Source organism: Paenibacillus sp. TSM33, from assembly GCF_056099025.1.
In genome coordinates this window covers 70597-96380 of record NZ_JBLZXB010000001.1, presented here as the reverse complement: position 1 = coordinate 96380, position 25784 = coordinate 70597, and the positions used below count along the sequence as shown (strand labels likewise).

Below are 25784 nucleotides of genomic sequence, written 5' to 3'. Positions count from 1 at the left end.
ATGCAGGAAAAGGATGTATCGGGTATTAGCTACCGTTTCCGGTAGTTATCCCTGTCTTGTGGGCAGGTTGCCTACGTGTTACTCACCCGTCCGCCGCTAGATTAGTTAGAAGCAAGCTTCTAACTAACCCCGCTCGACTTGCATGTATTAGGCACGCCGCCAGCGTTCGTCCTGAGCCAGGATCAAACTCTCCATTAAAGACCAACCTAAGTTGGTTATAGAAAGAGCGATTAGCTCATGTTGAAACTGACGAGATAAAATATCTCTTTGTTTGATTTTGCGAACAAAATCAACTTGCTCACTCGTTGTTCAGTTTTCAAAGATCAAAAATTTCTTTTGTTGAATCAACTCATCGCCTCATCAACTCTTATATCATATCACTTCCGGACCAACTTTGCAAGCATTTTTTAAAACATTTTTTTGTATCTCTCGCTCGCAACCACTATGTCTTCTTGGCCGGAATTAGATTATATCATTCTGGATTTTTAAATGCAAGCTTTTTTATTAAATTGTTTTCACACCTATATGTTTGTAGCTGGGCCCTAGGCTTTTGTTCAAATGGTTCCTAGATTGTATATTCATTTTTTCTTTAATATTGATGATTTGACAAACAAAGGATGGGTATAAATGATAAGGAACGCCCGCGCCATTCCCCCCAGCCTTTAATAGTGAAAAGGTAGATACTACGGAACTCCAACTTAATGTTTACATGAAAGTTCATCAAGCCCAAACCACACCAAAGCAATTTCACCTCATATGAAATAGATGTTGTTAATTGAATAATGACATTATAGAGGAGTAGATGTTAAATGAAACAACGAAGGCTAACCTGGACGAAAGTTGTGTTTTGGCTTATCTCTTGCTTACTGCTTGTCGTTATCTCTGGATTTGTGTATGAGTGGATTGCCTCCAAACATGATAAATCGCAATATCCTCCTCTAGGGAGAATGGTTGACGCTGGAGGCTATCGTCTCCATATTCATAAAATGGGTGCCGGTTCTCCAACAATAGTGCTTGAATCAGGGAGCGGGGAAAGTAGCCTGTCTTGGAGAGATATTCCCGAGAAGCTGTCATCCTTCGCCACCGTTGTATCCTATGATCGGGCAGGCTATGCATGGAGCGAGGAGGCAAATACACCACGCACCGGGGAAAACATCGTTCGGGAGCTTCATACTGCTCTAAAGAATGCGGACATCCGACCTCCTTATATCCTTGTAGGTCATTCCCTCGGGGGGATGTACTCAAGACTCTATGCACAGACGTACAGAGACGAAGTGGCGGGATTAGTTCTGGTGGATGCTAGGCCCGAGAATGACGCCCTCCGGACCAATAAGATTTATGCCAAAGAACGACCTAAGGTCACCCCCTCGCCGTTAGTATCCATTGTCCTAGAAAGATTAGGGGCCTTTCGTCTGTTTCCCAATTTTATGCTAAACGGTCGGGTGGAGTATCGAGATAGAAAATCTTTTGTGAATATTGTTGCTTCCGCCAAGTACTTTCGCTCTGTTGCCGAGGAAGGTAAGCTAGCGGGCACTACCGAAGATGCCATACGTGGCCAGCGTTTGGGTAATCTCCCTGTGCGTGTGATCGCCCGAGGCATCCAGCAAGATTTGACTCAGTTTGGTATTAGTAAGCGAGGAAATGATCAAATCGAACAAAGCTGGCAGATTGGGCAGCGCGAGATGCTCCACATCTCTACCAACAGCAAATTTATTATTGCTAAGAAGAGCGAGCATATGATTATCCATGACCAACCAGAGCTAGTCATCCAAGTCGTCCGTGAACTCGTCTCCAATATCCATCATTATTGGTCAACCATTGCTAAAACAAACGCTGATCATTAGAGGCACTACTCTATACATCTGAGGGTTTCATAAAATAAAAAGGACGCCCGGGTCCCTCCTATATATGAAGGAACCCGGGCGTCTTTGCTGCCCACTACTATTTTGTTGATTGTTCTCAGGACAAAATAGGTTTGTTTTTAGTTGAAGCTTCTGCAATTTTACCAAGTATTTGTCTCAGTACTTTAGCATTTTCCCCAACAAAACCGGAATCAAGCAGCACATCATGCGTTCCGATGACCCCGTATTCTTTGTATTGGCCAAGTGTTGCCTGTTGCCATAACAATTTATCTAATGATGTATCCGGACCAACACTATCATCCTCTGCAATCATAGCATGAATATTTGCATGAACTTCACCTGCGTTAATAAGCTCATCGCGGTAGCTGGAGTAAACCAACATTTTGTCCATGACTCGCTCCCTGTCGGCTGGATCGGCCAAGAATGCTTTGTACTGCTCCCTAATGCTGTCCAGCACCGTTTCGACAATCTCTTCAAGCTCCTCAGGTGTCGATTCATCCTTGGACATCTTTCTCATAGCATCTACCATAATAATGTCACCAACATGGTGGCCTCGGCTTTCCATGGCTTTAGCTACCTCAAAGGCAAGATTTCCTCCAAGTGAGTATCCCAAGAATATATATGGACCCTCTGCTTGAATATCTACGATGGCATCGATGTATCGATCCAACATATCTTGACCCTGGAAACGGTCGCCGATAAATTCCATCCCGTACACCTCGCAAAGCCCATCCAGCTCCTTGGCCATCTCATAGTACCCCAGAGAGTGACCTACCCGAGGAGGGAAGCAAAATACTTTAAGCGTTCCTTTCCCTGGGAAGTGAATGATCTCCATTTCTTGTTCATCGGCAGCATTTGTTGCCTGCAGCTTGAAAATTTCATGTGCCATTTCTTCCACAGTCGGCAGATTAAACACGACCTGGAGTGGGAGATGGACGCCCATACTGGATGAGATCCTTTGGATCAAGCCCAACACTTTCAGGGAATGGCCCCCAAGCTCGAAGAAATGATCTCTGATCCCGATTTCCTGTACGCCGAGCACCTCGGACCAAATCTGAGCGAGCTCTACTTCTGTCTGCGTACGTGGCGCAATATACTCCGCTGTGCTCCGCAGAAGGGTTTCTGGTGCCGGTAGCGCTTTGCGATCCAATTTGCCATTTGGATTCAGCGGCATTTGTGCGAGCTGTACGAAAGCAGACGGAATCATATAGCTTGGCAGCTCGCTGCCCAGTGCCTCGCGTAGAACGCCGGCTGCGAGCCCTTCCTCGGCCACAAAGTATGCGCAAAGCTGAGTACTTCCGCTGGAGTCAGCCAGTGCTAGAACAACCGCTTCTTGTACCGACGGCACCCTCAGAATTTGTGCTTCCACTTCTCCCAGCTCAATGCGGTAACCGCGGATTTTTACCTGGTGATCGATCCGTCCCAAATACTCAATATTCCCGTCTGGCAACCACCGAGCCAAATCGCCTGTTCGGTAAATCCGTTGTCCCGGTTTGTACGGATGAGGAATGAACTTCTCTGCCGTCAGGTCAGGTTGATTGAAGTACCCCCTTGCTACCCCTTCGCCTGCAATACACAGTTCTCCTGGTACACCTACTGGTGATACCTGAGAGGCGCCGTCTATCATCCATACTTGGACGTTAGCGTACGGTTTGCCGATAGGCACATGCGTTAGAGCTGCGGTCTCAGGACTCGTTGTATACCGAGTCGCATATACAGCCGCTTCCGTAGGACCGTAGATGTTTTCCAGTACTGCGTAAGGAGATACTTTATAGTACTCCTCCACAAGTTTGGCAGGCAGCGTCTCGCCGCAGGCAAACAGGTATTTCAGAGTAAGGAATCCTTGGGCACTACTTTCTTTCAAATATTGAACGAGCACGCTGAGCATCGAAGGTACCAAATTAAGATGCGTAATTTGGTTCGCATCCACAGCCTCCAGCAGTGCGACCGGATCTTTGTCCACGCCCGGTGGCAGGATCACGAGCGTCCCCTGTCCAAAGAACCAACAGAACAGCTCCGGTACGGAGAAGTCAAAGGTGAATGTCGTTTTGAGCAGGAATCGGTCACCTGCCAACATCGGATATTCAGCTTCCAACTGACTCAGCGTATGGACGGCAGAGCGGTGTTCAATCATTACACCTTTCGGCTTGCCGGTCGAACCCGACGTGTAAATGATATACGCCAGATGTTCTGGACCCGCGATTGGCTCCAGATTGGAGTCATCCGTATGATACGCCTCTGGATCATCAAGTGCTAGGATCGTGCCAGTGAATGGGAACCGATCTTTGAGATGGTTCTTCGTCAGCAGAAGCTTCGCTCCCGAATCCTCCAGCATGTGGCGAATGCGATCCTCAGGGAATCCCGGATCAATCGGTACATAGGCGCCGCCCGCTTTTAGAATGGCATGGATGCCAATGATCATCTCAAGCGAACGCTCGACCATAATGCCAACTGGCTGATCCGGTCTGACTCCTTGGGCACGTAACGTACGTGCCAGGCGGTTGGCCTGTTGATGAAGCTCTCCATAGGTAAGCGCCGTTTCACCGTAAATAAGTGCTGTACGATCCGGTGTGAGCGCAGCCTTTTCTTCAAATATGCCGTGAAGGGTCTTCTCACGCGGATAAGGGGCTACAGTATCTCCCCATACCTCTATAATTTGTGATTTCTCTTCTGGCGTAATCAGTTCCAGCTCATCAATGCGGATAGCAGGTTGTACAGATACGCTTGTCAGAATTCTCGTCAAGTGTCCTTGAATCCGTTCCACGCTCTCCCGATCATAGACGCGAGCATTATAACGATATAAGAACTCCAGACTACGTCCTGGCAGCACAATGAGGTTAAAATCATAATTCGTCTGTTCAAACATCTGAACATCTGTAATTTTGTATTCAGCCTCATCATTGGCAATTTTCTCTTCCAAGTGCTCTTCTACCGGGTAATTCTCAAATACCATAATATGGGAAATTAAATCTTGCTTTTGCTCACTCTGTGCTTGAATCTCATAGAGCGGATAGGAATCATAAGCATGTCCTGCCAAATATAATTCCTGCTGTCTCTTCATCACATGAGAGAATGAATCGCTTCCCTCGGCCTGAACCCGAACTGGAACTGTATTAATGAAGAGACCGATCATGCTCTCGATACCCGGAATCTCGGCAGGTCTGCCCGATACCACACTTCCGAAGACGACATCCTGGCTTCTATTGTAGCGTTGTAACACAATTCCCCAGGCTGCTTGCATCAGCGTATTCATCGTTACCTGATGCTGCTTGGCCACTTGTTCCAGGCGCTCGGTCAATTCCGCATCCAATGTGAATACCAGCTTCTCTGACAAGTAGGCTTCTGCTTTGGCCGATGGCTGTGTAATAGCCTGTGGCAGCTTCGTCTGCTGCTCGTAGCCTTCCAGATATGCCTTCCAATAAGAAGATGCCTCTTCCTCACTTTGCTTCTCCAACCATTGAATGTACTGGCTGTACGATGCTGCTACAGGAAGCTCAGGTTCCCTTTGCTCACGTAGAGCTCCGTATGTTTCAAACACTTCCTGGAGCACAAGCGGCATACACCAGCCATCTAAAATGATGTGATGAGAACTCCACAACAGATGGTAATGCTCTTTTGCAGTCCGTAGAATAGCAACACGCAGTAATGCCTCATTCGTAAGATCAAAGCCTCTTGCTTTGTCTTGGGCAACGTAAGCTGCAAGACGCGCTTCTATTTCACCGGATTCCAGCTCATGCAAATCCTCGTATGCGAAATCGCATGCTCTTTCTTTGAACACAATCTGTATAGGGAAATCGCCCCATCCAGCATGGAAATTCGTTCTCAATATGGCATGCCGTTTCATCAGATGCTGTAAGCTGCGTTTGAAATCCTCAGGATAGAACACTCCCTGAATTTCAAATGTGGCCTGCTCAAAGTAAACCTCTGAATGAGGCTCCAGCAAGCTGTGGAACAACATTCCCTTTTGCATTGGTGTCAGTTTATACACATTTTCAATGCTGCCGATGTGCCGTGTCTGTTCTTCCAACTCCTCAATTTTCTCCAAGCTGATATCTTCGAGGAGTACATCACTTGGGGTAAGTTCGGTTCTTTCCTTGCGTACACAGTGCCCAATGACTTCACTGAGACGTTCCTTCAAGATACCGACAAACTTCTCTACCGAATCTGCATGAAACTGCTGATGATTATAGCTGACCGAAAGTTGAAGTTGTCCTTCGGTAATCAGTCCATTGATGTTCAAGGCCTGATGCTGCACCATCTGCTCACTGACCTCAGTTCCTGCCGAGTAAGGTGATACCTCCATCGTTCCCTCTGCAAGATCCTGGTCAAACTGCCCCAGGTAGTTGAAGGTAATCTCCGGTTCTGCCAAGAAGGAGGAACCATCGGAAACGTCGCTCAAATATTTCAAAATACCATACCCTACACCTTTATTCGGGATGCGACGCAGACCTTCCTTAATACGCTTGATTCTGGCGCCGATCTCCAATTCGCCTCCCATCTCAAGGGCGACAGGATACTGACTTGTAAACCAGCCTATTGTGCGAGTGATATCCAATTCCGGTACAACAGGCTCCCGTCCATGTCCTTCCAGCAGGATGCCTACACGTTCGATCCCAGTCCACTCGTGAACTGCCATACCGAGAGCGGTCAAGAGCAGATCGTTAACTTCCGTATTGTAAGTGCGATTCGCCTCTTTCAAGAACTGCTCCGTCTCTTCTGGCGACCATGTTACCGTAACAGCCTCGCTGTCCTTTATGAGAAGAGCGCCGTCTACCTTGTCTTTTGGAAGAAGGGCAAATCCCTCTCCTTCCACCTCTGCCCAAAAACTGCGTTCTTGTTCAGCCGCCGGGCTGTTGGCGTATTGCGTGATTCCATCAACCCATGCACGGTACGAATCTGTCTTTTGTGGGAGCTTGACCGCTTCTCCACGTTCTGCCTGCTCGTAGCCTTCCTGTAGATCCTCAAAGAGAATACGCCAGGATACACCATCCACAGCCAAATGATGAATAACAATCAACAAATGTTCGCCTTCCGTACAGCGGAACAGACCTAGTCTAAAGAGAGGTCCTTCCTCCAGAGAAATGCTGCGTTGAATGGCTTCCGCACCTGCTTCTATTGCCAAAGTCGGATCTTTTTCATCCTGCAGATCATGGATTTGGAGGCTATACAGTTCACCTTCATCCAAGCTGCGGTTCCAGGCTTCTATTCCTTGCTCTCCTTGGCGGAACACCAGTCGCAGTGCATCATGGTGCTCTGCAATTTTCTGTATAACCTTGGCGAGCGCATCGGTATTAAAGCCTTCACGTCGGTACAGCATAACCGACTGATTAAAGTGATGAAGGTCCGTTGACTGCTCCTCGAAAAATCTGCGCTGGGCAGGTCCTAGTTTTACCGTTCCGTGTACCTCACGCTGATCTGCAATTCGGCTGACTATGCTAACGCGCTGAGCCAGTTCCGTAATTGTTGGATGGCTGAACAAATCCTTCATTTCCAGTTTGTAGCCTGCGTGGAGAAGTCTTGATGAAACTTGAATCGATTTGATCGAGTCGCCTCCAAGTTCGAAGAAATTATCATGTATGCCAACAAGCGGCACTCCAAGTACGCCTTGCCAAATCGAAGCCAAAATGTTCTCCACATCTGTCTGCGGAGCAGCAAAGGCAGCTCCTGCTTTCACACCCAAGTTTGGTTCAGGCAGTGCCTTGCGATCCAGCTTGCCATTTGGTGTCAAAGGCATTGCGTCCATTTGGACAAAGTAAGACGGAATCATATATGCAGGCAATTCGGCAGACAGTTCATTTCTTAGCTCGCTGACAGACATTTCTCGATCCGCTACAAAGTAAGCACACAGAGACTTCTGTCCATTGGCGTCAGCCCACGCAACAACGAGAGCTTCCTCGACAAGCGGCATATCCAGCAACTTGGCCTCAATCTCACCAAGCTCAATACGATAGCCCCGGATTTTGACTTGATGGTCAATACGCCCAATGTACTCAATGTCTCCATTAGGAAGGCGACGAGCCAAATCCCCGGTCCGATACATATTTCCTTCCGCAGCGAACGGATTCCTAATGAATTTGTCTGCGGTAAGATCCGGACGATTCAGGTATCCACGGGCTACTCCGTCCCCGGCAATGTACATTTCGCCCTCCACACCTAATGGTACGAGACGAAGCTGTTCATCCAGGATATGAATGTATATGTTGTCGGACGGCAACCCAATCGGTACGGATTCCCGTGTATCCTTCGCAGGATCGTACAAGTGAATCATGCAGCCGACGACGGTTTCGGTCGGACCGTATTCATTGTAGATTTTGATGTTGCCACCAAAGAGATCGGTAATCGTTTTGGACAAATGTGTGGTCAAATTCTCTCCACCCACAATGAGCTGCTGAATACGACTTTCCGCTGGAATGGTCATGTCTTTTATAAGACTGAGATGCGTCGGTGTCAGCTTGAGAATATCGACCGCATTTTCGCGCAAAATATGCTGAACGACCTCTGCCTTATCTATACCATCATAAATCCGTACTATTCCTCCGTTTATTAACGGGGTAAACATTGATGTCATCGTCAAGTCAAACGAAATGGATGAGTATAACGGGAAGTCCGTTGGCTGCCCTGCACAATAGACTTTATTAGCCCACCAGATATAGTTCACGATTCCTTTATGGTTAATCATCGTTCCCTTCGGATTTCCCGTTGTACCCGAAGTATAGATTAAATACACCAGGTCGTTCCCTCTTACAGGAATATTAGGATTATCCACTCCGGCTCCGTAGATGTGCGGAGAATCCAATTCCATAACCATTCCCTCAAAGGAGGCCAGCTTCGTCAGGTGACTCTGTGTGAGCAGAATCTCAGCGCCAGAGTCCTTCAGAATATACTGAATCCGCTCCTGCGGATATTCAGGATCAATCGGTACATAGGCTCCGCCCGCTTTGAGCACGCCCATGATGGCGACAAGCAGTTCCACTGACCGATCTGCCAACAGACCCACTACTTGTTCACTCCGCAGTCCCTGATCTATCAAGGTCGAAGCCAGTCTGTTCGCCCGCTCGTTCAGCTCCCGATACGTGATCTGGATGTCGCCACTTACTGCCGCGATCTTATCCGGCGTACGGACAACCTGTTCCTCAAACAAGGTATGCAGACCCTGATCACTTGGATAGACATGAGCCTGGCCACCCCAGTCAAGCAGCTTCGTTCGTTCCTCCGGTGTTACAATCTCCAGCTCCTGTACCGTCGCTTGCGGACGAGTAGCTACCTGATCGAGCATTTGTAACAAATGTCCTCCGATTCGCGCAATGCTTTCTTGCTCGTAGACCGAAGCATTGTAGCGAATGCAGACCTTAATGTCCTCACCTGGAATGACAACCAGGTTAAAGTCATAGTTGGTTTGCTCAAACATGGCGAAGTTGGCGACTTCGAGATTGTCCTCTGTGTGATTACCCGACTGTTCTACCTGTTCGTCGAGCGGATAATTTTCAAAGATCATGATATGAGAAATCAGGTCTTGCTTTTGAGTTGTTTTCCCCTGAATCTCATACAGTGGATAGGTGTCGTAGGCACGACCAGCCAACGAATGTGCCTGTGTACGTTTCATCACCTCGACAAAGGACTCGTCTTTGGATGACTGTACGCGGATAGGTACTGTATTAATAAACAGACCCACCATATTTTCGATCCCTGCAATCTCAGCAGGTCTACCCGATACAACGCCGCCGAAAACAACATCCGAGCTGGCATTGTAATGTTGGAGAATCAGGCCCCAGGCTGTCTGCATGAGTGTGTTGACGGTCACATGATTGCGCTTCGCGACAACATCCATTTTATGGGTCAAGGACGCGCCCAAATGGAGAACATGCTCATTCAGAACGTAACCCTCTACTTTAGCTTGAGATTTCGTTTTAGCTTCCGGCAATACAGTATTACCGTCATAGTCTTCGAGATATTGGCTCCAATATGTTGAAGACTCTTGATCGTCCTGTGCATCAAGCCATTCTATATAACGACTGTAGGGCTGAGCCGGTGGTAGTACAGGCTGTATTTGCTGACGCAGGGCAGAATAATAATCGAACAGCTCCTGTGTAATAATCGGGATGCACCAGCCATCCATGACAATATGATGGAAGCTCCACAATACAAGGTGGCTTTGTTCTTTTTGCATGACAGTCACTCGCATCAGCGGATCTTCTGACAAGCTGAATCCCTTAGCCATATCTTCAGTAGTATAAGCCTGAATTTGGGCTTCTTGCTCCTGCAACGTACCGGCACGCAAATCTACGTAGTTCAGAGGGATTGGCCGTTGCTTAAAGACAACTTGCAGCGGTACATCAGTGATATTGTTGTAAAAGCCGGTACGCAATATGGCATGTCGTTGCGCCAGAGCCTGGAAGCTCTCGAAGAAGATATCTACATCGAAGCTGCCACGTAGCTCAAACGTTGCCTGCTCAAAGTATGAAGAGGAGTCCGGCTCCAGCAAGCTGTGGAAGAGCATGCCCTTCTGCATTGCCGTTAGCTTGTACACATCCTCAATCTCTCCAATATGGGCCGTTTGGGCTGTGAGTCGATCAAGCTGCTCCAGGGTCAGTCCTTGGAACAGAACATCACTCGGCGTAAGCTGCGAATGCTCCTGAGTCACACAATGCTGGATGACCTCGCTAAGACTTGACTGTAATAATTCAGCAAAATGACTTACCGTCTCCTTACGGTACTGCCTGTTGCTGTACGTAATCGTCAGTGATAGCTGGCCTTCGGCAATCATGCCATTCACATCCAGAGCATATTGCTGTGGTGTGTGATCACTGAGCGCCTTACCGACTGAATGTGTAGACAGGCTAAGAGCATTGCCTTCCAAATCCTGATCAAACTGTCCAAGGTAGTTGAAGGAAACCTCCGGTTCTACGCTGAATCGAGTACCTTTTTCCGGTGCCATATACCTCAGCAGACCGTAGCCGATGCCTTTGTGCGGAACCTCTCGCAAATTCTCCTTGATGCGCTTGATTTGGGCAGATACTTCCTGCCCACCTTGCAGGTTCAGCAGAACAGGGTATTGGGTGGTGAACCAGCCCACGGTACGGGTAATATCCAGATCTGGTATGATCATTTCCCGTCCATGTCCTTCAAGGTTAACCAGAACCTGCTCCATGCCTGTCCAGCGCTGAATAGCTGCTCCCAGCGCAGTCAAGAGCAAATCATTCGTCTCCGTATGATAAGCCTGGTTTGCTTGTCGCAACAGCAGGTCTGTTTCTTCAGCAGACCACGTTACCGTAACCGACTCGGTATCCCGAATGGTGCCCGGTTCCTGATCCTCATCCTTTGGCAGTGGAGCCAGCATCGTCTCCTCAATCTGCTGCCAGTATGAACGTTCCTCGTCCAGGGCAGGGCCTGCTGCATACTTCGCCGCTTGCTCGGACCATACAAGATACGAATCGGTCTTTTGCGGAAGAACAATCGCTTTTCCATTCAATGCCTGCTCGTATCCTGTTGCAATGTCTTCAAACAGGATGCGCCAGGATACGCCGTCAACCAAGAGGTGATGAATGACAATCAACAAATGATCGCCATCATTACAATGGAACAAGCCTAGCTTGAACAGAGGGCCGTCTTCCAAGTGGAAGCTTGCCTGAATGGCATCGGCCTGAGCTTGAACAGCAGCTGCCTCGTCATTTGCCTGTCGCATATCGACGATGTCCAATGTGTAGAGTTCGCCTTCGTCAATTCCCCGATTCCAGGCTGCGTATCCAGCTTCTGTAGGTCGGAAAACCATACGCAGCGCGTCATGATGGATCGCAATTTGGTCCATTGTCAACCGCAGTGCAGTCTCATCAAAGCCATCTTTCCGATGGAGCATGACAGCATGATTGTAATATTGCGGCTCTGCTGTGTGGCGTTCAAAGAACCAGCGCTGAATTGGCATTAACTCCGCTGCACCTTTGATTTCACCCTGCTCTGCTGTGCGTCCGGCTACTTGAAGATACGGGCTTAGCTCAGCAATTGTCGGATATTTGAAGAGATCCTTCATCTCTAATTTATATCCTAATTGGAACAATCTAGAGGACACCTGAATCGCCTTGATGGAGTCACCACCCAGATCGAAGAAGTGATCATGGATGCCGACCTGCTGTGCTCCTAACACACCTTGCCATACAGAAGCCAAAGCTTCCTCAGCTGCGTTCCTCGGCGCTTCATAAACCGCTCCAGTCTGCACATTGGTCTCAGGAGCTGGAAGTGCTTTGCGATCCAGCTTACCATTTGGTGTCAACGGCATCTGTTCCAATTGCATGAAGTAAGACGGAATCATATAAGCCGGCAGCTCAGCAGCCAAGGCTTTTCTCAATTCGCCTACTGTCAGCATCTGATCGGCAGTGAAATAGCCCACCAGTACTTTTTGTCCACTTCCATCCTCCCGGGCAAGCACAACGGCCTCTCTGACAGACGGAGCATGGAGCAGCTTCGCCTCCACTTCGCCCAGCTCGATGCGGTAACCCCGAATTTTAACCTGATGGTCAATCCGTCCCAAATACTCCATGCTGCCATCCGGCAGCCAGCGTGCCAAGTCACCTGAACGGTACATGCGCTCGCCCTCTTCAAACGGATGAGCTACAAACTTCTCTTCCGTCAATTCCGGTCGGTTCAGGTAACCACGTGCCAGGCCTTCGCCCGCCACATAGAGTTCACCCGGAATGCCAATCGGTTGTGGACGGCGTTGTTCATCCAGAATGTATGCACGCAGTGTCGGAATCGGGGTACCGATATTGCTACGACCCTGTTCAATTTCCAGTTCTGTAATTTCCTTATATGTTACATGCACGGTCGTTTCCGTGATGCCATACATGTTGATAAGCTGCACTTGCGGATATTTCGCTCTCCAGTCCTTGAGCAAGGCCGGGCTTAATGCCTCTCCACCAAAGATAATCATGCGAAGACTCAATTCTGCCGCTCGATGACTAAGTTCTTCTTGTAGCAACTGGTAGAAGTATGTCGGCGTCTGGTTCAACACGGTGACCTTCTGGTCTTTCAGCAATTGCAAGAAACGCTCCGGACTCTTCGCAGTAAGCGATGGAACGATGACCAGACGACCTCCGTTCAGCAATGCCCCGTACATCTCCCATACGGAGAAGTCGAAACAGAACGAATGGAACAGCGTCCACGTATCCTGAGGACCGAAATCAAACATATTTTTATCATTAAAGAGCAAGCGGACTACATTTTTGTGCTCAATTAGTGTTCCCTTTGGCTTGCCTGTCGTACCCGATGTGTAGATCACGTAGGCAAGATGATTCGGTCCAGCCGTAGGCTCCAGATTCGAGACATCTTCCTTATAGGAAGCCGTCTCATCCAGATTGATGACGTCTCCGGTAAAGGAGACACGCGTCTCCAGATGCGCTTGTGTCAGCAGTAGCTTGGCTCCCGAATCCTCAAGCATAAAGCGAATGCGGTCCTCTGGATATTCAGGGTCCACAGGGACGTAGGCTCCGCCCGCCTTCAAAATGGCTAAAATCCCAACGACCATTTCAAGGGAACGATCCGCCATAATTCCAACCAGACCGTCTGGTTGCAGACCACGCTCGCGCAGTGTTCTAGCAAGTCCGTTAGCCCGCTCATTTAGCTCGCTGTAGGACAAGGTCGCCTCTTCACATACGGCCGCTACTGCATCCGGATTACGGACAGCCTGTTCCTCGAACAGTGCATGAATCGTTTTGTCACGAGGATAATCTGCTTTGGCTTCGTCCGCATCTTTCATCAGCATCGACTTTTCCTGCGGTGTCACGATATCCAGAGATGACAACGACATTCCCGGATTGGAGGTGACTTCCTGGATAAGCTGTACAAAGTGGCCTGTCATCCGCTCAGCAGTCTCCCGCTTGTAGATTGCAGTCGCATACTCCAGCGTGCAGTTCAATGCCCCATCCGCTTCACTCACCGTCAGCGTGAGGTCGAACTTGGCAGCAGGATGTACATGATCGTAAGGAGTGAAACGCAATCCCTCTACTTCTTGTTCTCCCTGCTCGATATTTTGCAGGACAAACATGGTATCAAATAGTGGGTTACGACTCAGGTCACGCTGAAGCTCCAGCTTCTCGACCAGCTCCTCGAACGGATAATCCTGGTTCTCATAGGCCCGCAGGGCTGTTTCCTTCACTTCCTGCAGGTAAGATTCGAAGGGCTTCTCTCCTTCGGGATAAGTACGCAGTGCCACTGTGCCTACGAACATACCAATGAGGCCTTCGAGTGTGGCATGCGATCTTCCCGCCACTGGTGAACCGACGATGACATCTTCCTGACCCGTGTACTTGTGCAAGAGCGTCGTATAGGCTGCCAGCAGCACCATGAACAGCGTAGAACCTGTTCGGGTAGCCAGCTCCTGGAGTGAAGCGCTCAAAGAAGCATCGATCTGGAAGTCAATCCGATCTCCCGCAAAGCTTCGTACCGCAGGACGAACTTCGTCTACTGGCAAATCCAGCACTGGCAAGCTTCCGCGGAATGCATCCAGCCAGTAAGCTTCTTGGGCTTTGAGACGCTCGCTTCCGAGCTGTTCTTGCTGCCATACCGCATAGTCCGTGTACTGGATTTGTAGCGCAGGCAATACGTCCTCTTCTTGGTAGAAACGGAGAAACTCTTCTATGAGAATATTCATAGAAACTCCATCTGAGACAATATGATGCATGTCAAACAACAGTAAATGGCGCTCATGTGCAATTCGAATGAGACCCACCCGCAGCAATGGGGCTTCGCCAAGATCGAAAGGACGGACAAACTGCTGAAGGGTAGCTTCTGCCTCTGACTCGCTCAACTCCGTATATTCTACAATAAACGGAACATCCGGTAGGATCTGCTGTACAGGTTCACCGTTAACGGTCACAAAACGGGTACGCAGTGAACCATGACGATGAATCAGCCGACGGAATGCCTGCTCTAGCCGTTCCCGATTCAGGTCTCCTTCAACCGTAAGGATACCTGGCATATTGTAGCTCAGCTCTCCGCCTTCCAGCTGACTAAGGATAAACAGCCGTTTTTGGGCGGAGGACAATGGGTAGTACTCGCGCGCTCCCGCTGTAGGAATTTCCTCGAAATTCAGCGGTGTATAGCCCTCAATGGCACGAGCCAAGCCTTCAATGGTAGGCGACTCGAACACTTCTCTTAGGCTAATCTCGCGATTCATCTCCTTACGAATTCGTGAGACTAGCAGAGCTGCACGCAGTGAATGACCTCCAAAGTGGAAGAAATTATCCTTCACTCCCGCGCTGTCTACACCCAGCACCTCTTGCCAGATTTCGGCTAATTGGATTTCTACAGCTGTCTTTGGAGCCTCAGATGAAGCAGCTGCCCATCCTCGCTCACCTTGTAGCGCTTTTCGATCTATTTTTCCGTTCGACGTTAAAGGCATGTCCTCCAGTTGTATGAAGCGGGAAGGAATCATATATCCAGGCAGCATCTCCGACAGAACTGCCCTCAGCTCGGATACCTCAAGCTTCTGAGCAGCTACGAAGTAAGCGACTATATCCTTGTAGCCATCATCGCCCTCCACAGCCAAGGCCACGACTTCCTGAACGGACGGTACTCTGAGCATGTGTGCTTCGACCTCGCCCAGCTCGATACGATAGCCACGAATTTTGACTTGGTGATCTATTCGACCCAGGTACTCGATGGTTCCATTCGGTAACCAGCGAACCAGGTCACCTGTCCGATACATACGTTCTCCTGGAGCATACGGATTGTCCACAAACTTCTCATCCATTAACTCAGGACGGTTATGGTACCCCCGCACTAAACCGATCCCCGAAATGCACAGCTCTCCAGCTACGCCGACAGGCAGCAATCTGAAATGGTCATCCAAGATATACACACGATGGTTGGCAATGGGTTGTCCAATGGATACGATTCCTTCGATTTCCTCACTGTTCTGGGCATTCCATATGGTAGTGCATACGGAGTCCTCAGTTGGACCATATGCATTGAAGTATTGTACATGCTCTCTCCACTTTTCAATCAATTCGACCGATGTGGCTGACCCAGCTGTTAGCAGGCATCTCAGTGTTGGCAGACGCTCTGGATCAAGGTGGATAGCGTAGGCTGGTGGCAAAGTCGCAACCGTAATCCCCTTATCGTTCATGAACTGCTCAAACAGGGCATGATCCAAAATATCTTGTGTAGAAGGGATGCACAGAGTAGCACCGTGGCTCAGTGTCGTTAAAATTTCCGAAACCGATGCATCGAACGACAGGCTTGCAAACTGAACAATCCGATCCTGCGGTGTAATCTCGAAGAGTCCGCGGTATACGTCCGACAGATTTCCTAGTCCCCGGTGCTCCACTAACACGCCCTTAGGCTGACCCGTCGTGCCTGAGGTATAGATTACGTAAGCCAGGTCATCAGGACCAGCCGTATCTTTCAAATTCGAAGTATCGGCATCATAGGTCGAAGGTTCATCCAGCAGCAGGACATTTCCCGTCCAAACTATATGCTCCAGCAGATGAGCTTGGGAAAGGATCATCTTCGTCCCCGAATCCTCAAGCATGTAGTTGATCCGCTCATTCGGATACTCCGGATCAATAGGAACGTAGGCGCCCCCGGCTTTTATAATTCCGTACATTCCAACGATCATATCCGTTGACCGTTCAACAATCAGTCCCACCAGGTCTCCCGTCTTGATTCCCTCAGCACGTAGCCTTCTCGCCAACCGATTGGCTTTTGCGTTTAGCTCGGCATAGGTGAGCATCTCGTTCTCAAACAGAATGGCAGTCGCATCCGGCGTTCGAGCTGCCTGTGCCTCCAACAGCCCGTGGAACGTGGTACGGTGTTTGGAATTGGCTTCCGTTTCTCCCCATACGTTCAGAATCTGCTCTCTCTCCTGCGGTGTAACCAATTCCAGAGCATCCACGGAAATTGCTGGATTCTCCACAATTTGTTCCATGAGGTGGAGCAAGTGACCCTTGATTTGCTCGATCGTGGCTGGATCATAGACGAGCGCATTGTATTGGAACAACAATCTCATCTCTTTGCCCGGTAAAACAATTAAATTAAAATCGTAATTCGTTTGTTCAAGAAGCTCTGCTTCCTCAATCTCAAAGGCAGCCTCGCCACCTCCCAGACGCTCTACTTCCTCTTCCACTGGATAATTCTCAAATACCATAATATGGGAGATGAGATCCTGCTTTTGGTCCGTCTGCGCCTGAATTTCAAACAACGGGTAGGTGTCGTACATATGAGAAGCCATATATTGCTCCTGCTGTTGCTTCATCAGGACTGTGAAGGGGAGATTTTCTTCCGTCTTCACACGAACTGGAATTGTATTAATGAACAAACCGATCATCCGGTCAATTCCCGGAATTTCAGCCGGTCTGCCTGATACTACACTTCCGTAGACAACATCCCGACTACCATTATAGCGTTGAAGCGCAACGCCCCAGATAGACTGCAGCAATATATTCATCGTGACATGAGCATCTCTGGCCACCTTTTCCAGGCGTTCAGTCAATTCCCTGCTGACAGGATAATTCAGCTTCTCTGCTACGTAGCCTTCTCCCTTAGCTGCTCCATCGACTTGAGGTAAAAGCGTCTGTTGTTCGTAACCGGCCAGATATCGGCTCCAATAGTCGGCCGCTGCTGCTTCATCCTGCTGTTCCAGCCATTCAATATATCGGCTATACGGCTGAACCTCTGCCAGCTGAGGCTCTCTTCCTTCCAGGAGGGCAAAATAGTGTTCAAACACCTCCTGTGTAATTAGTGGAACACACCACCCATCCATGACGATGTGGTGAAAGCTCCACAAGAGACGGAAGCTCTCTTCATCTGTTTGCAAAATCGATACACGGAGAAGCTCATCTTCAGCCAAGTTGAAGCCCTGTGCTTTGTCCTTAGCGGCAAATGCCTTCAGGTAAGCTTCACGCTGCGATGCATCCATCTCACGCAGGTCTTCATACACCAATTTGGCGCCTCTATGCCGGAATACGACCTGCAAAGGCTCACGACCCCATCCGCTGTAGAAGTTCGTACGCAGGATAGCATGGCGCTCCACCACTGCATCCAGACTTTGTCCGAAAGCGGTCGGATCAAAGCTACCTTTAAAGTCAAAGGCGGCCTGCTCAAAATAAGCACCTGTATGCGGCTCAAACATATCATGAAACAGCATGCCCTTCTGCATCGGCGTCAGACTGTACACATTCTCAATATCCCCTATGTGACTAGTCTGCTTCGAAAGCTCCTCCAGATCAGCAATACTCAGTCCTTTGGCAAGCACGTCGCTTGGCGTTAGCACAGTTCTTTCCTGGGTTACACAATGCTGAAGAAGCTGCCGTAGGCTTTCTTCGATATATCCAGCAAGCTGTTTCATGGTAGATGACTTATACTGTTTTCCGTTGTAAGTCATCGTCAGAGTCAAGGCTCCGTCTGTCACCATGCCATTGATATCTAGCGTATAGGCTGGCTCTCCCAACAGGCTTTGGGCGCTTCCGGTCGGATAAGGAGAAATTTGCAACGAGCTTCCTTGCAAATCCTGATCAAACTGCCCCAGATAGTTAAAAGAAATCTCAGGCTGCAAGTTGAAACTGTCTGCGTCCTCCTGACTCGCCATCGTTTTGAGCAACCCATATCCGATACCTTTATTCGGAATACGGCGCAGCTCTTCTTTCACAGATTTGATTAAGACTGACAATTCCAGATCATTTCCCAAGTCTAAAATGACTGGGTATTGGCTTGTAAACCAGCCAACAGTACGGGTAATATCGGTATTCGGTACAATTGGCTCACGACCATGCCCTTCAAGATTGACAGCAATCTTGCCAATGCCAGACCACTTGGATACCGCCATGCCCAGAGCGGCCAATAGCAGATCGTTCGTCTCCGTTTGGTAAGCACGATGGGCTTTTCTCAACAGTTGATCGGTTTCTTCTACCGTCCATTGTGCTGTCACTACTTCGCTATCCTGCAATAAAGGGCTTTCCACAGCCTTATCCTTCGGCAACTGCTCAAGTGGCTGATCCCCCAGTTCGCTCCAATACGCCCGATGAATCTCGATTTCAGGGCCTTCCGAATAACGGGCCAGAGCCTCTCCCCAGTCACGGAAGGAATCCGTCTTTTGCGGGAACGCCAGTGCTTGTCCTTGAATTACCTGCTCATAGCCTGCTGCGATATCCTCAAACAAAATCCGCCAAGATACTCCGTCCACCACCAAATGGTGGATCACAATCAGCAGGTGGTCTCCATCCTGACAATGGAAAAGCCCTAACTTCATCAGCGGACCTTCTGCCAGATTGATGCTGCGCTGGATGTCGTCCGACAGCGTTGTAATGGCTGCAACTGGATTGGATTCGTTCCGTAAATCAGCAGTGAACAGACTATACAGCTCTCCTTCTTCAAGATCACGGTTCCAAGCCTCGTAGCCATGCTCGGTCTGACGAAAAACCATGCGAAGGGCATCATGATGCTCTACCAATTTTCTCAGCACTTGATGCAAGGCCGTTTCCTCAAATCCCTGTTCACGATACAGCATAACTGCTTGATTGAAATGATGGGGCTCTGCCTGCTTCCGCCCAAAGAACCACTGCTGGACTGGAGTCAAGCGAGCCGCTCCACGCACAACTCCCTGCTCAGCCATATGCACGGCCGTTTGTACTTCTGCACCTAGCTCGGCAATGGTTGGGGATTTGAACAGTTGCTTCATCTCTAACCGATAACCAGCTTGCAGTAACCGTGACGACACCTGTATGGCCTTGATGGAATCTCCTCCCAATTCAAAGAAATTGTCATGGATCCCCACCTGTTCGGCACCCAGCACTCCTTGCCAGACAGATGCCAAAGCTTCCTCAGCCGGTGTACGAGGAGCTGTATACTTCCGTCCTGTATGCGCACCTACTTGTGGAGCTGGCAGAGATCTGCGGTCCACTTTTCCGTTTGACGTTAACGGCATTCGATCCATCTGGATAAAGTAGGATGGCATCATATAGCCCGGAAGTACCTGCGATAGGGCAAGGCGTACTTCGCCTGCCGTGAGCGTACGATCTGCCACATAATAAGCGCAAAGCTGCTTCTCTCCAAGTTCATCCGCACGAACGACGACCACGGCTTCAACTACTGACTCCACCTTGGCTAATTGAGCCTCGATTTCGGGGAGTTCGATACGGTAACCGCGTATTTTGACCTGCTCATCAATTCTTCCCTTAAATTCCAGGTTCCCATCTGGAAGCCAGCGAACCAAATCACCAGTTCGATAGCAGCGTTCCCCTTCCTTAACAGGACTAGGGACAAATTTTTCTGCTGTGAGGTCAGGACGATTGAGGTATCCGCGCGCTACACCTTCACCGCCGACAATCAGCTCGCCCCAAGCACCAATGGGCTGTAATTGAAGCGATCCATTGACCACATAAGCGGTCGAGTTACTAATCGGGCGACCAATCGGCACGCCCCCTTCAACACGACCCGGAATCTTGTAGGTGGTTGAGAAGGTCGTATTCTCTGTCGGACCATAGCCATTGATAGGGACAAGACCAGGATTAGCCTCGATGACACGGTTTATATGAGATATGGACAGTACGTCACCGCCCACCAGCAATGCTTTCAGTCCTCTAAACAGGTACTCATCCTGCAGTGAAAGCTGATTGAAAAGCGGTGAAGTAAGCCACATGGTCGTAATTCCGTATTTGGCAATAGCTGCCTTGAGCCGATCGGCAATCAGAATGTCGTCGTTCTCCACGAAATAAAGCTGTCCGCCGTTAAGCAACGCTCCCCATATCTCAAAGGTCGAGGCATCGAAGGCCACAGCTCCCGTCTGCAAAATTCGTGTGAATTCGTTCAGCTCCACATAGTTGGTTTCTTTGACCAGACGGACCACGTTCCGGTGTTCAACCATAACGCCCTTTGGCCTACCTGTCGTACCCGAGGTATAGATAACATAAGCGAGTCCCTGTGGTCCCTGAACTGTCTCCTCGGCTTGGACAGGGTCAGACATATAAGCCTCTTCACTGCTGAGGTCAACAATCGGTATACCGTAGTCTACATTTATAAGCTCGCCCTTTTGGACCAGTAGTAGCTTGGCATCGGAATCTTCGAGCATATAACGAACCCGATCTTCCGGGTAATCAGGATCGATCGGTACATAGGCTCCACCAGCCTGAAGCACAGCGAGCATACCAACCACCATCTCGATACTTCGTCCGCCCATAATAGCCACCGGTTGCTCCCTAAGCGTCCCCAAACGACGCAGTGTTTGGGCCAATCGGCTCGCCTTATCTTCCAGCTCAAGGTACGTTAACCGGGCATCGCCGAATACCAATGCCGTCTGCTCCGGTGTACGCTTGACTTGTTCCGCGAACAACTCATGAATCGTCTTATCCTTAGGATAAGGAGTAGCTGTTGCGTTGAACACTTCAATGATCTGTACTTTCTCCTCCGGTGTAATCATTTCAATCTCAGCCAGCTGCAACTGAGGATTGGCCGCGACTGCATGCAGAACCCGGAGCAAGTGGGTTGCAAGTCGCTCTACAGTTTCCCGCCGATACAAAGCTGTACTATATTCGAGGCCAAAGACCAGTTCTGCGCCCTTTTCCTCTACATTGAGGGACAGGTCAAATTTGGCTGTAACTGTGTCCATCGGGTAAGGAGTAAAGTGCAGGCCATCCATGTCTTGCTCTTCCTGCTCCGTATTTTGTAATACCAACAGGGTGTCAAAGAGCGGATTGCGGCTGACATCACGTCCTACGCCCAGTTTTTCGACCAATTTCTCAAAAGGGTAATCCTGATGCTCGAACGCCTTGAGTGCCGTTTCCTTGACTTCCAGAAGATAATCCTGAAAAGTTTTTTCTCCTGTCGGGTAGCTGCGCAAGGCCAGTGTATTGACAAACATACCAATGATGCCCTCAAGCTCCGCTTGTGGTCTGCCGGCTACTGGAGAACCTACGACGATATCCTTCTGCCCCGTATATTTGTGCAGCAACACCGAATAAGCGGCCAGCAATACCATGTACAGTGTAGTACCTGTACGGGATACAAGCTCTTGTATCGCCTTATTGCCAGACTCGTCCAATGTAAAATCAATTCGGCTACCCTCGAAGCTCCGAACCGAAGGGCGCTGGAAGTCCGTAGGCAAATCCAATACTGGCAACTCTCCTTCAAAGGTTTGCAGCCAATATGCTTCAGGGTCTTGCCATTCTCTTTCCGACTGTTCCCGTTGCCATACCGCATAATCCTTGTATTGAATATGCAATTCCGGTAGTTGTTCTCCTTGATATAATTGCGTGAGTTCCTTCACCAGTATTTGAATGGAAACACCATCTGAAATGATATGGTGCATATCAAACAGCAACAAATGACGCTCCTCCTGTAGCTTCACTAAGCTAACGCGAAGCAATGGAGCCTGGCTCAGATCAAAGGCACGGGTAAAGCTGTGAATGAGCGTATCCGTCTCCTCCGCCGAAGCCTCTGTGTAGCCCAACGCGAACGGAACATCCTTATGCACATGCTGAACAAGCTCTCCATCCTGCATATAAAAGCCGGTTCTCAGCGATTCATGACGCTGGATCAGTGCCTTGAACGCAGACTCCAGCCGTACGCGATCCAACGGCCCGTCCACGGTGAAGGCCCCCGGCATATTGTAGCTGAGCTCGCCCCCGTCCATCTGTCTCAGCACGTATAACCGCTTTTGCGCTGAGGACACCGGGTAAGCTTCGCTTTCTTCAGCCTGTGGGATGGACTCGTACACAGTTGGAATACGTTCTTTTACCAGTCGTGCCAGGGATTCAACCGTAGGCGATTGAAATACCTCACGTAGCGAAATGCTACATCCCAGCTCTTTGCGAATCCGCGTAACGAGCAATGTTGCCCGCAAAGAGTGACCACCGATCTCAAAGAAATTATCGCGGACGCCCACGCGGGCAACTCCCAGGATATCCTGCCAGATGAGCACCAATTGTGCTTCCACTGCCGTTCTTGGAGCCAGGTAATCCTCGCTGGATTGTACGCTGCCTTCAGGTGCTGGCAATGCACGCCGGTCCAGCTTACCATTTGGCGTCAGCGGCATTTGCTCCAGCCGGACAAAATAAGAGGGAATCATGTAAGCTGGTAATTCCGTTGCCAGCTGAGACCGCAATTCCCCTGGCGAAAGATCGCTGGAGGCTACATAGTAGGCGCACAGCAATTTTTGTCCCTGTTCGTCGTCCCGCGCGAGGACAATTGTTTCCCGTACGTTCGGAGCCTTGAGAATTTGGGCTTCGACCTCGCCCAGTTCAATTCGGTAGCCGCGAATTTTAACCTGATGGTCGATCCGGCCCAAATATTCAATATTTCCATCAGGCAACCAGCGAGCCAGGTCCCCCGTTCGATACAAGCGCTCACCCGCCCGATACGGATGTTCTACAAATTTTTCAGCCGTCAAATCTGGCCGGTTCAAATACCCACGGGCCAGACCGTCCCCCGCAATGTACAGCTCTCCCGGAACCCCGACAGGCTGTAAGCGTCTGTGCTCATCAAAGATATAGGCGCTAAGCGTCGGAATGGTTCTACCAATATTGCTTTTGCCTGCTTCTATCTCATGTTCTGTGATTTCCTTGTAGGTGACATGAACCGTTGTTTCTGTAATTCCGTACATGTTAATCAGTTGCACACCAGGGTACTTTGCTCGCCAGTTTTTCAGAAGAGATGGGCTCAAAGCCTCTCCGCCAAAAATAATTTTTCTAAGGCTAAGCTCTGTGGATGAGTGTGCTAATTCTTCTTGTATCACCTGATAAAAATAGGTCGGCGTCTGGTTCAAAATAGTGACTTGATTGTCCTTCAACAGCTCCAGGAAAGCTGCCGGGCTCTTGGCTGTAAGGGATGGAACAATTACCAGTTTCCCTCCGTAAAGAAGTGCTCCATACATCTCCCAAACAGAGAAATCGAAGCAGAACGAATGAAATAACGTCCATGTATCCTGGGAACTGAAATCAAATAAATTGTTATCGTTAAAGAGCAAACGAACTACATTTTTATGCTCGATCAGCGTTCCCTTTGGCTTGCCAGTTGTACCCGATGTGTAGATAACATAGGCCAAATGGTTTGGTCCCGATATGCTCTCCAGATTGGAAGCATCTCCTGTATACGTTGCGGCTTCGTCCAGACTCACAAGCTTCCCGTCAAAAGTGGTACTCTCCCATAGGTGACTTTGGGTGAGCAACAGACGGACTCCTGAATCCCCTAGCATGTAACGAATGCGTTCTTCAGGATAGTCAGGATCAATCGGCACATAGGCCCCTCCTGCCTTCAAAACCGCCAACATCCCGACGACCATATCTAGGGAACGATCCGCCATAATCCCCACGAGTACATCTGCACCCACGCCTTCGGTGCGTAAATATCTCGCAAGCTGGTTAGCCTGCTCATTTAGAGCTAGGTATGTAATGCTCTGCTCGCCCATCTGAACAGCTACGTGGTCCGGCGTGCGCTCAACTTGTTCCTCGAATAAGCCATGAATGGTCTTCTCACGCGGGTAATCCACTACATCACCTTCTGAAAGAGCCAGAATGGATTGCTCTTCTGCTTCTCCCAATAGGTTTACTTCTGCGATGGAAAGCTGTGGTGTATGAATGATCTGCTCGGCAATTGTAAGCAACTGCGACACCATGTCCGTTACTTCACTGCGTTCAAACAGCTTCGTCCGATAATCGACATCCAAAACCAGCTCGCCTTCATCCAAGATTTCCACGATATGAAGCACAAAATCATTCACTTCATCGCCGCAAAAATCATAATCCGTCAAAATGCGCACGTCATCCAAATCAACCCAGTTGATAAGGCGGTATTCCATAGAAACACCAAAGAGCCGCTGAATATCCTTGCTGCCATGCATTTCTCTAAGATCCTGAATTAACTGATTGTACGGATATTTCTGATGCCGCAAGACTGACATTTGATCTCTGGCTACGTCTTGCAGAAAGCTCATCACATCTACATCCTTGTCAACATATGCTCTGGCTGCAGCCGTGCTGACAAACATACCGATTTTTTGCTTCTCTTTCTTGTTCCCCCGGTTAGCGAACGAGGTACCGATCACCACATCCGGCTGATTCGTCACTTTGTGTATGTAGATATACATCGCACCCATGAAGAATTGGAACAGAGAAATTCTGTTTTGTTGGCAAAATGCCTGTAGCTCGCGATATAGCGCCTCCGGCACAGTAAAATGCTCCCGAACAGCTTGGGTACTTAGAGATAACGGATTATATGACTTCCAACCTGTCAGTTCAGGCAAATTAGAAAATTTATCAAGCCAGTATGCCTTATCCTTTTGGTATCTGTCAGAAAGCTCATATGCGTTCTCATCTGCAATATATTCAATATAAGAGCAATCATCACTCAGCTTAGGTTCATTTCCTTGAATTAAATCCATATAAAAGGATATTAGTTGATTGCCATAGACCACCATAGAGATTCCGTCAGAAATAATATGGTGCATTTTGATATTAATCCAATACTCTTCCTCGCTAATCTTCACAATTAAAAACTGGAAGAGTTCAGAGTCCAGCAATGGCAAAGGTTTGCTTTTGTGCTGCTCAAGTAAGGCTTCCACCTCGGAAATGCTTTCGATATGAGTAAGATCCAGGCACTCCAACTGTCTCTCTTCATAAGGAACGACATACTGCTGGGGCACTCCATCCACTGAGGTAATACGAATGCGGAACGCATCATACTGTTTGATAATCAAATTGATGGACTGCATGAAGGCAGCGATATGAATATGACCCTTCATCTTGGCTGTGCCGGATAGCTGTGACACGGATGTATCCGGGTAGAGTAATTCGGTATACCATATACGCTTTTGCGCATTCGTTAGATCATATAATTGCATGTCATTCATCTCATTTCACTCCTATTTCCGTGATGTGAAATCCTCCCGCTGCACCTTGGCAGTCAGGAGGACAAAAAGACAGTTTAACGCGCGCTTCCAACCCG

2 protein-coding genes and 1 rRNA gene are annotated in these 25784 nt (G+C 49.0%); 1 reads left to right on the top strand and 2 read right to left on the bottom strand.

Annotated elements, in window-relative coordinates; all coding sequences use genetic code 11:
* Positions 1–198 (bottom strand): 16S ribosomal RNA (locus tag ACN6NF_RS00370); the annotation flags it as partial.
* A 611-nt stretch (positions 199–809) separates the two neighbouring features.
* Here ACN6NF_RS00370 and ACN6NF_RS00365 point away from each other — a divergent pair.
* Positions 810–1844 carry an alpha/beta hydrolase gene (locus ACN6NF_RS00365; RefSeq protein ID WP_474314164.1) on the top strand — a complete coding sequence of 345 codons (1035 nt, stop codon included), beginning with the start codon at positions 810–812 and terminating at the stop codon, positions 1842–1844.
* Positions 1845–1959: 115 nt separating this feature from the next.
* On the opposite strand, the gene ACN6NF_RS00360 is transcribed toward ACN6NF_RS00365, so the two are convergent.
* On the bottom strand, positions 1960–25689 hold the full coding sequence (locus ACN6NF_RS00360) for a non-ribosomal peptide synthase/polyketide synthase (protein WP_474314162.1): 23730 nt from the start codon (positions 25687–25689) through the stop codon (positions 1960–1962).
* Positions 25690–25784: the final 95 nt, after the last annotated feature.

Bases quoted from the DNA above. Each gene is read 5' to 3' on its own strand.
- ACN6NF_RS00360 (WP_474314162.1), bottom strand. From the start codon at position 25,689: ATGAATGACATGCAATTATATGATCTAACGAATGCGCAAAAGCGTATA.
- ACN6NF_RS00365 (WP_474314164.1), top strand. From the start codon at position 810: ATGAAACAACGAAGGCTAACCTGGACGAAAGTTGTGTTTTGGCTTATC.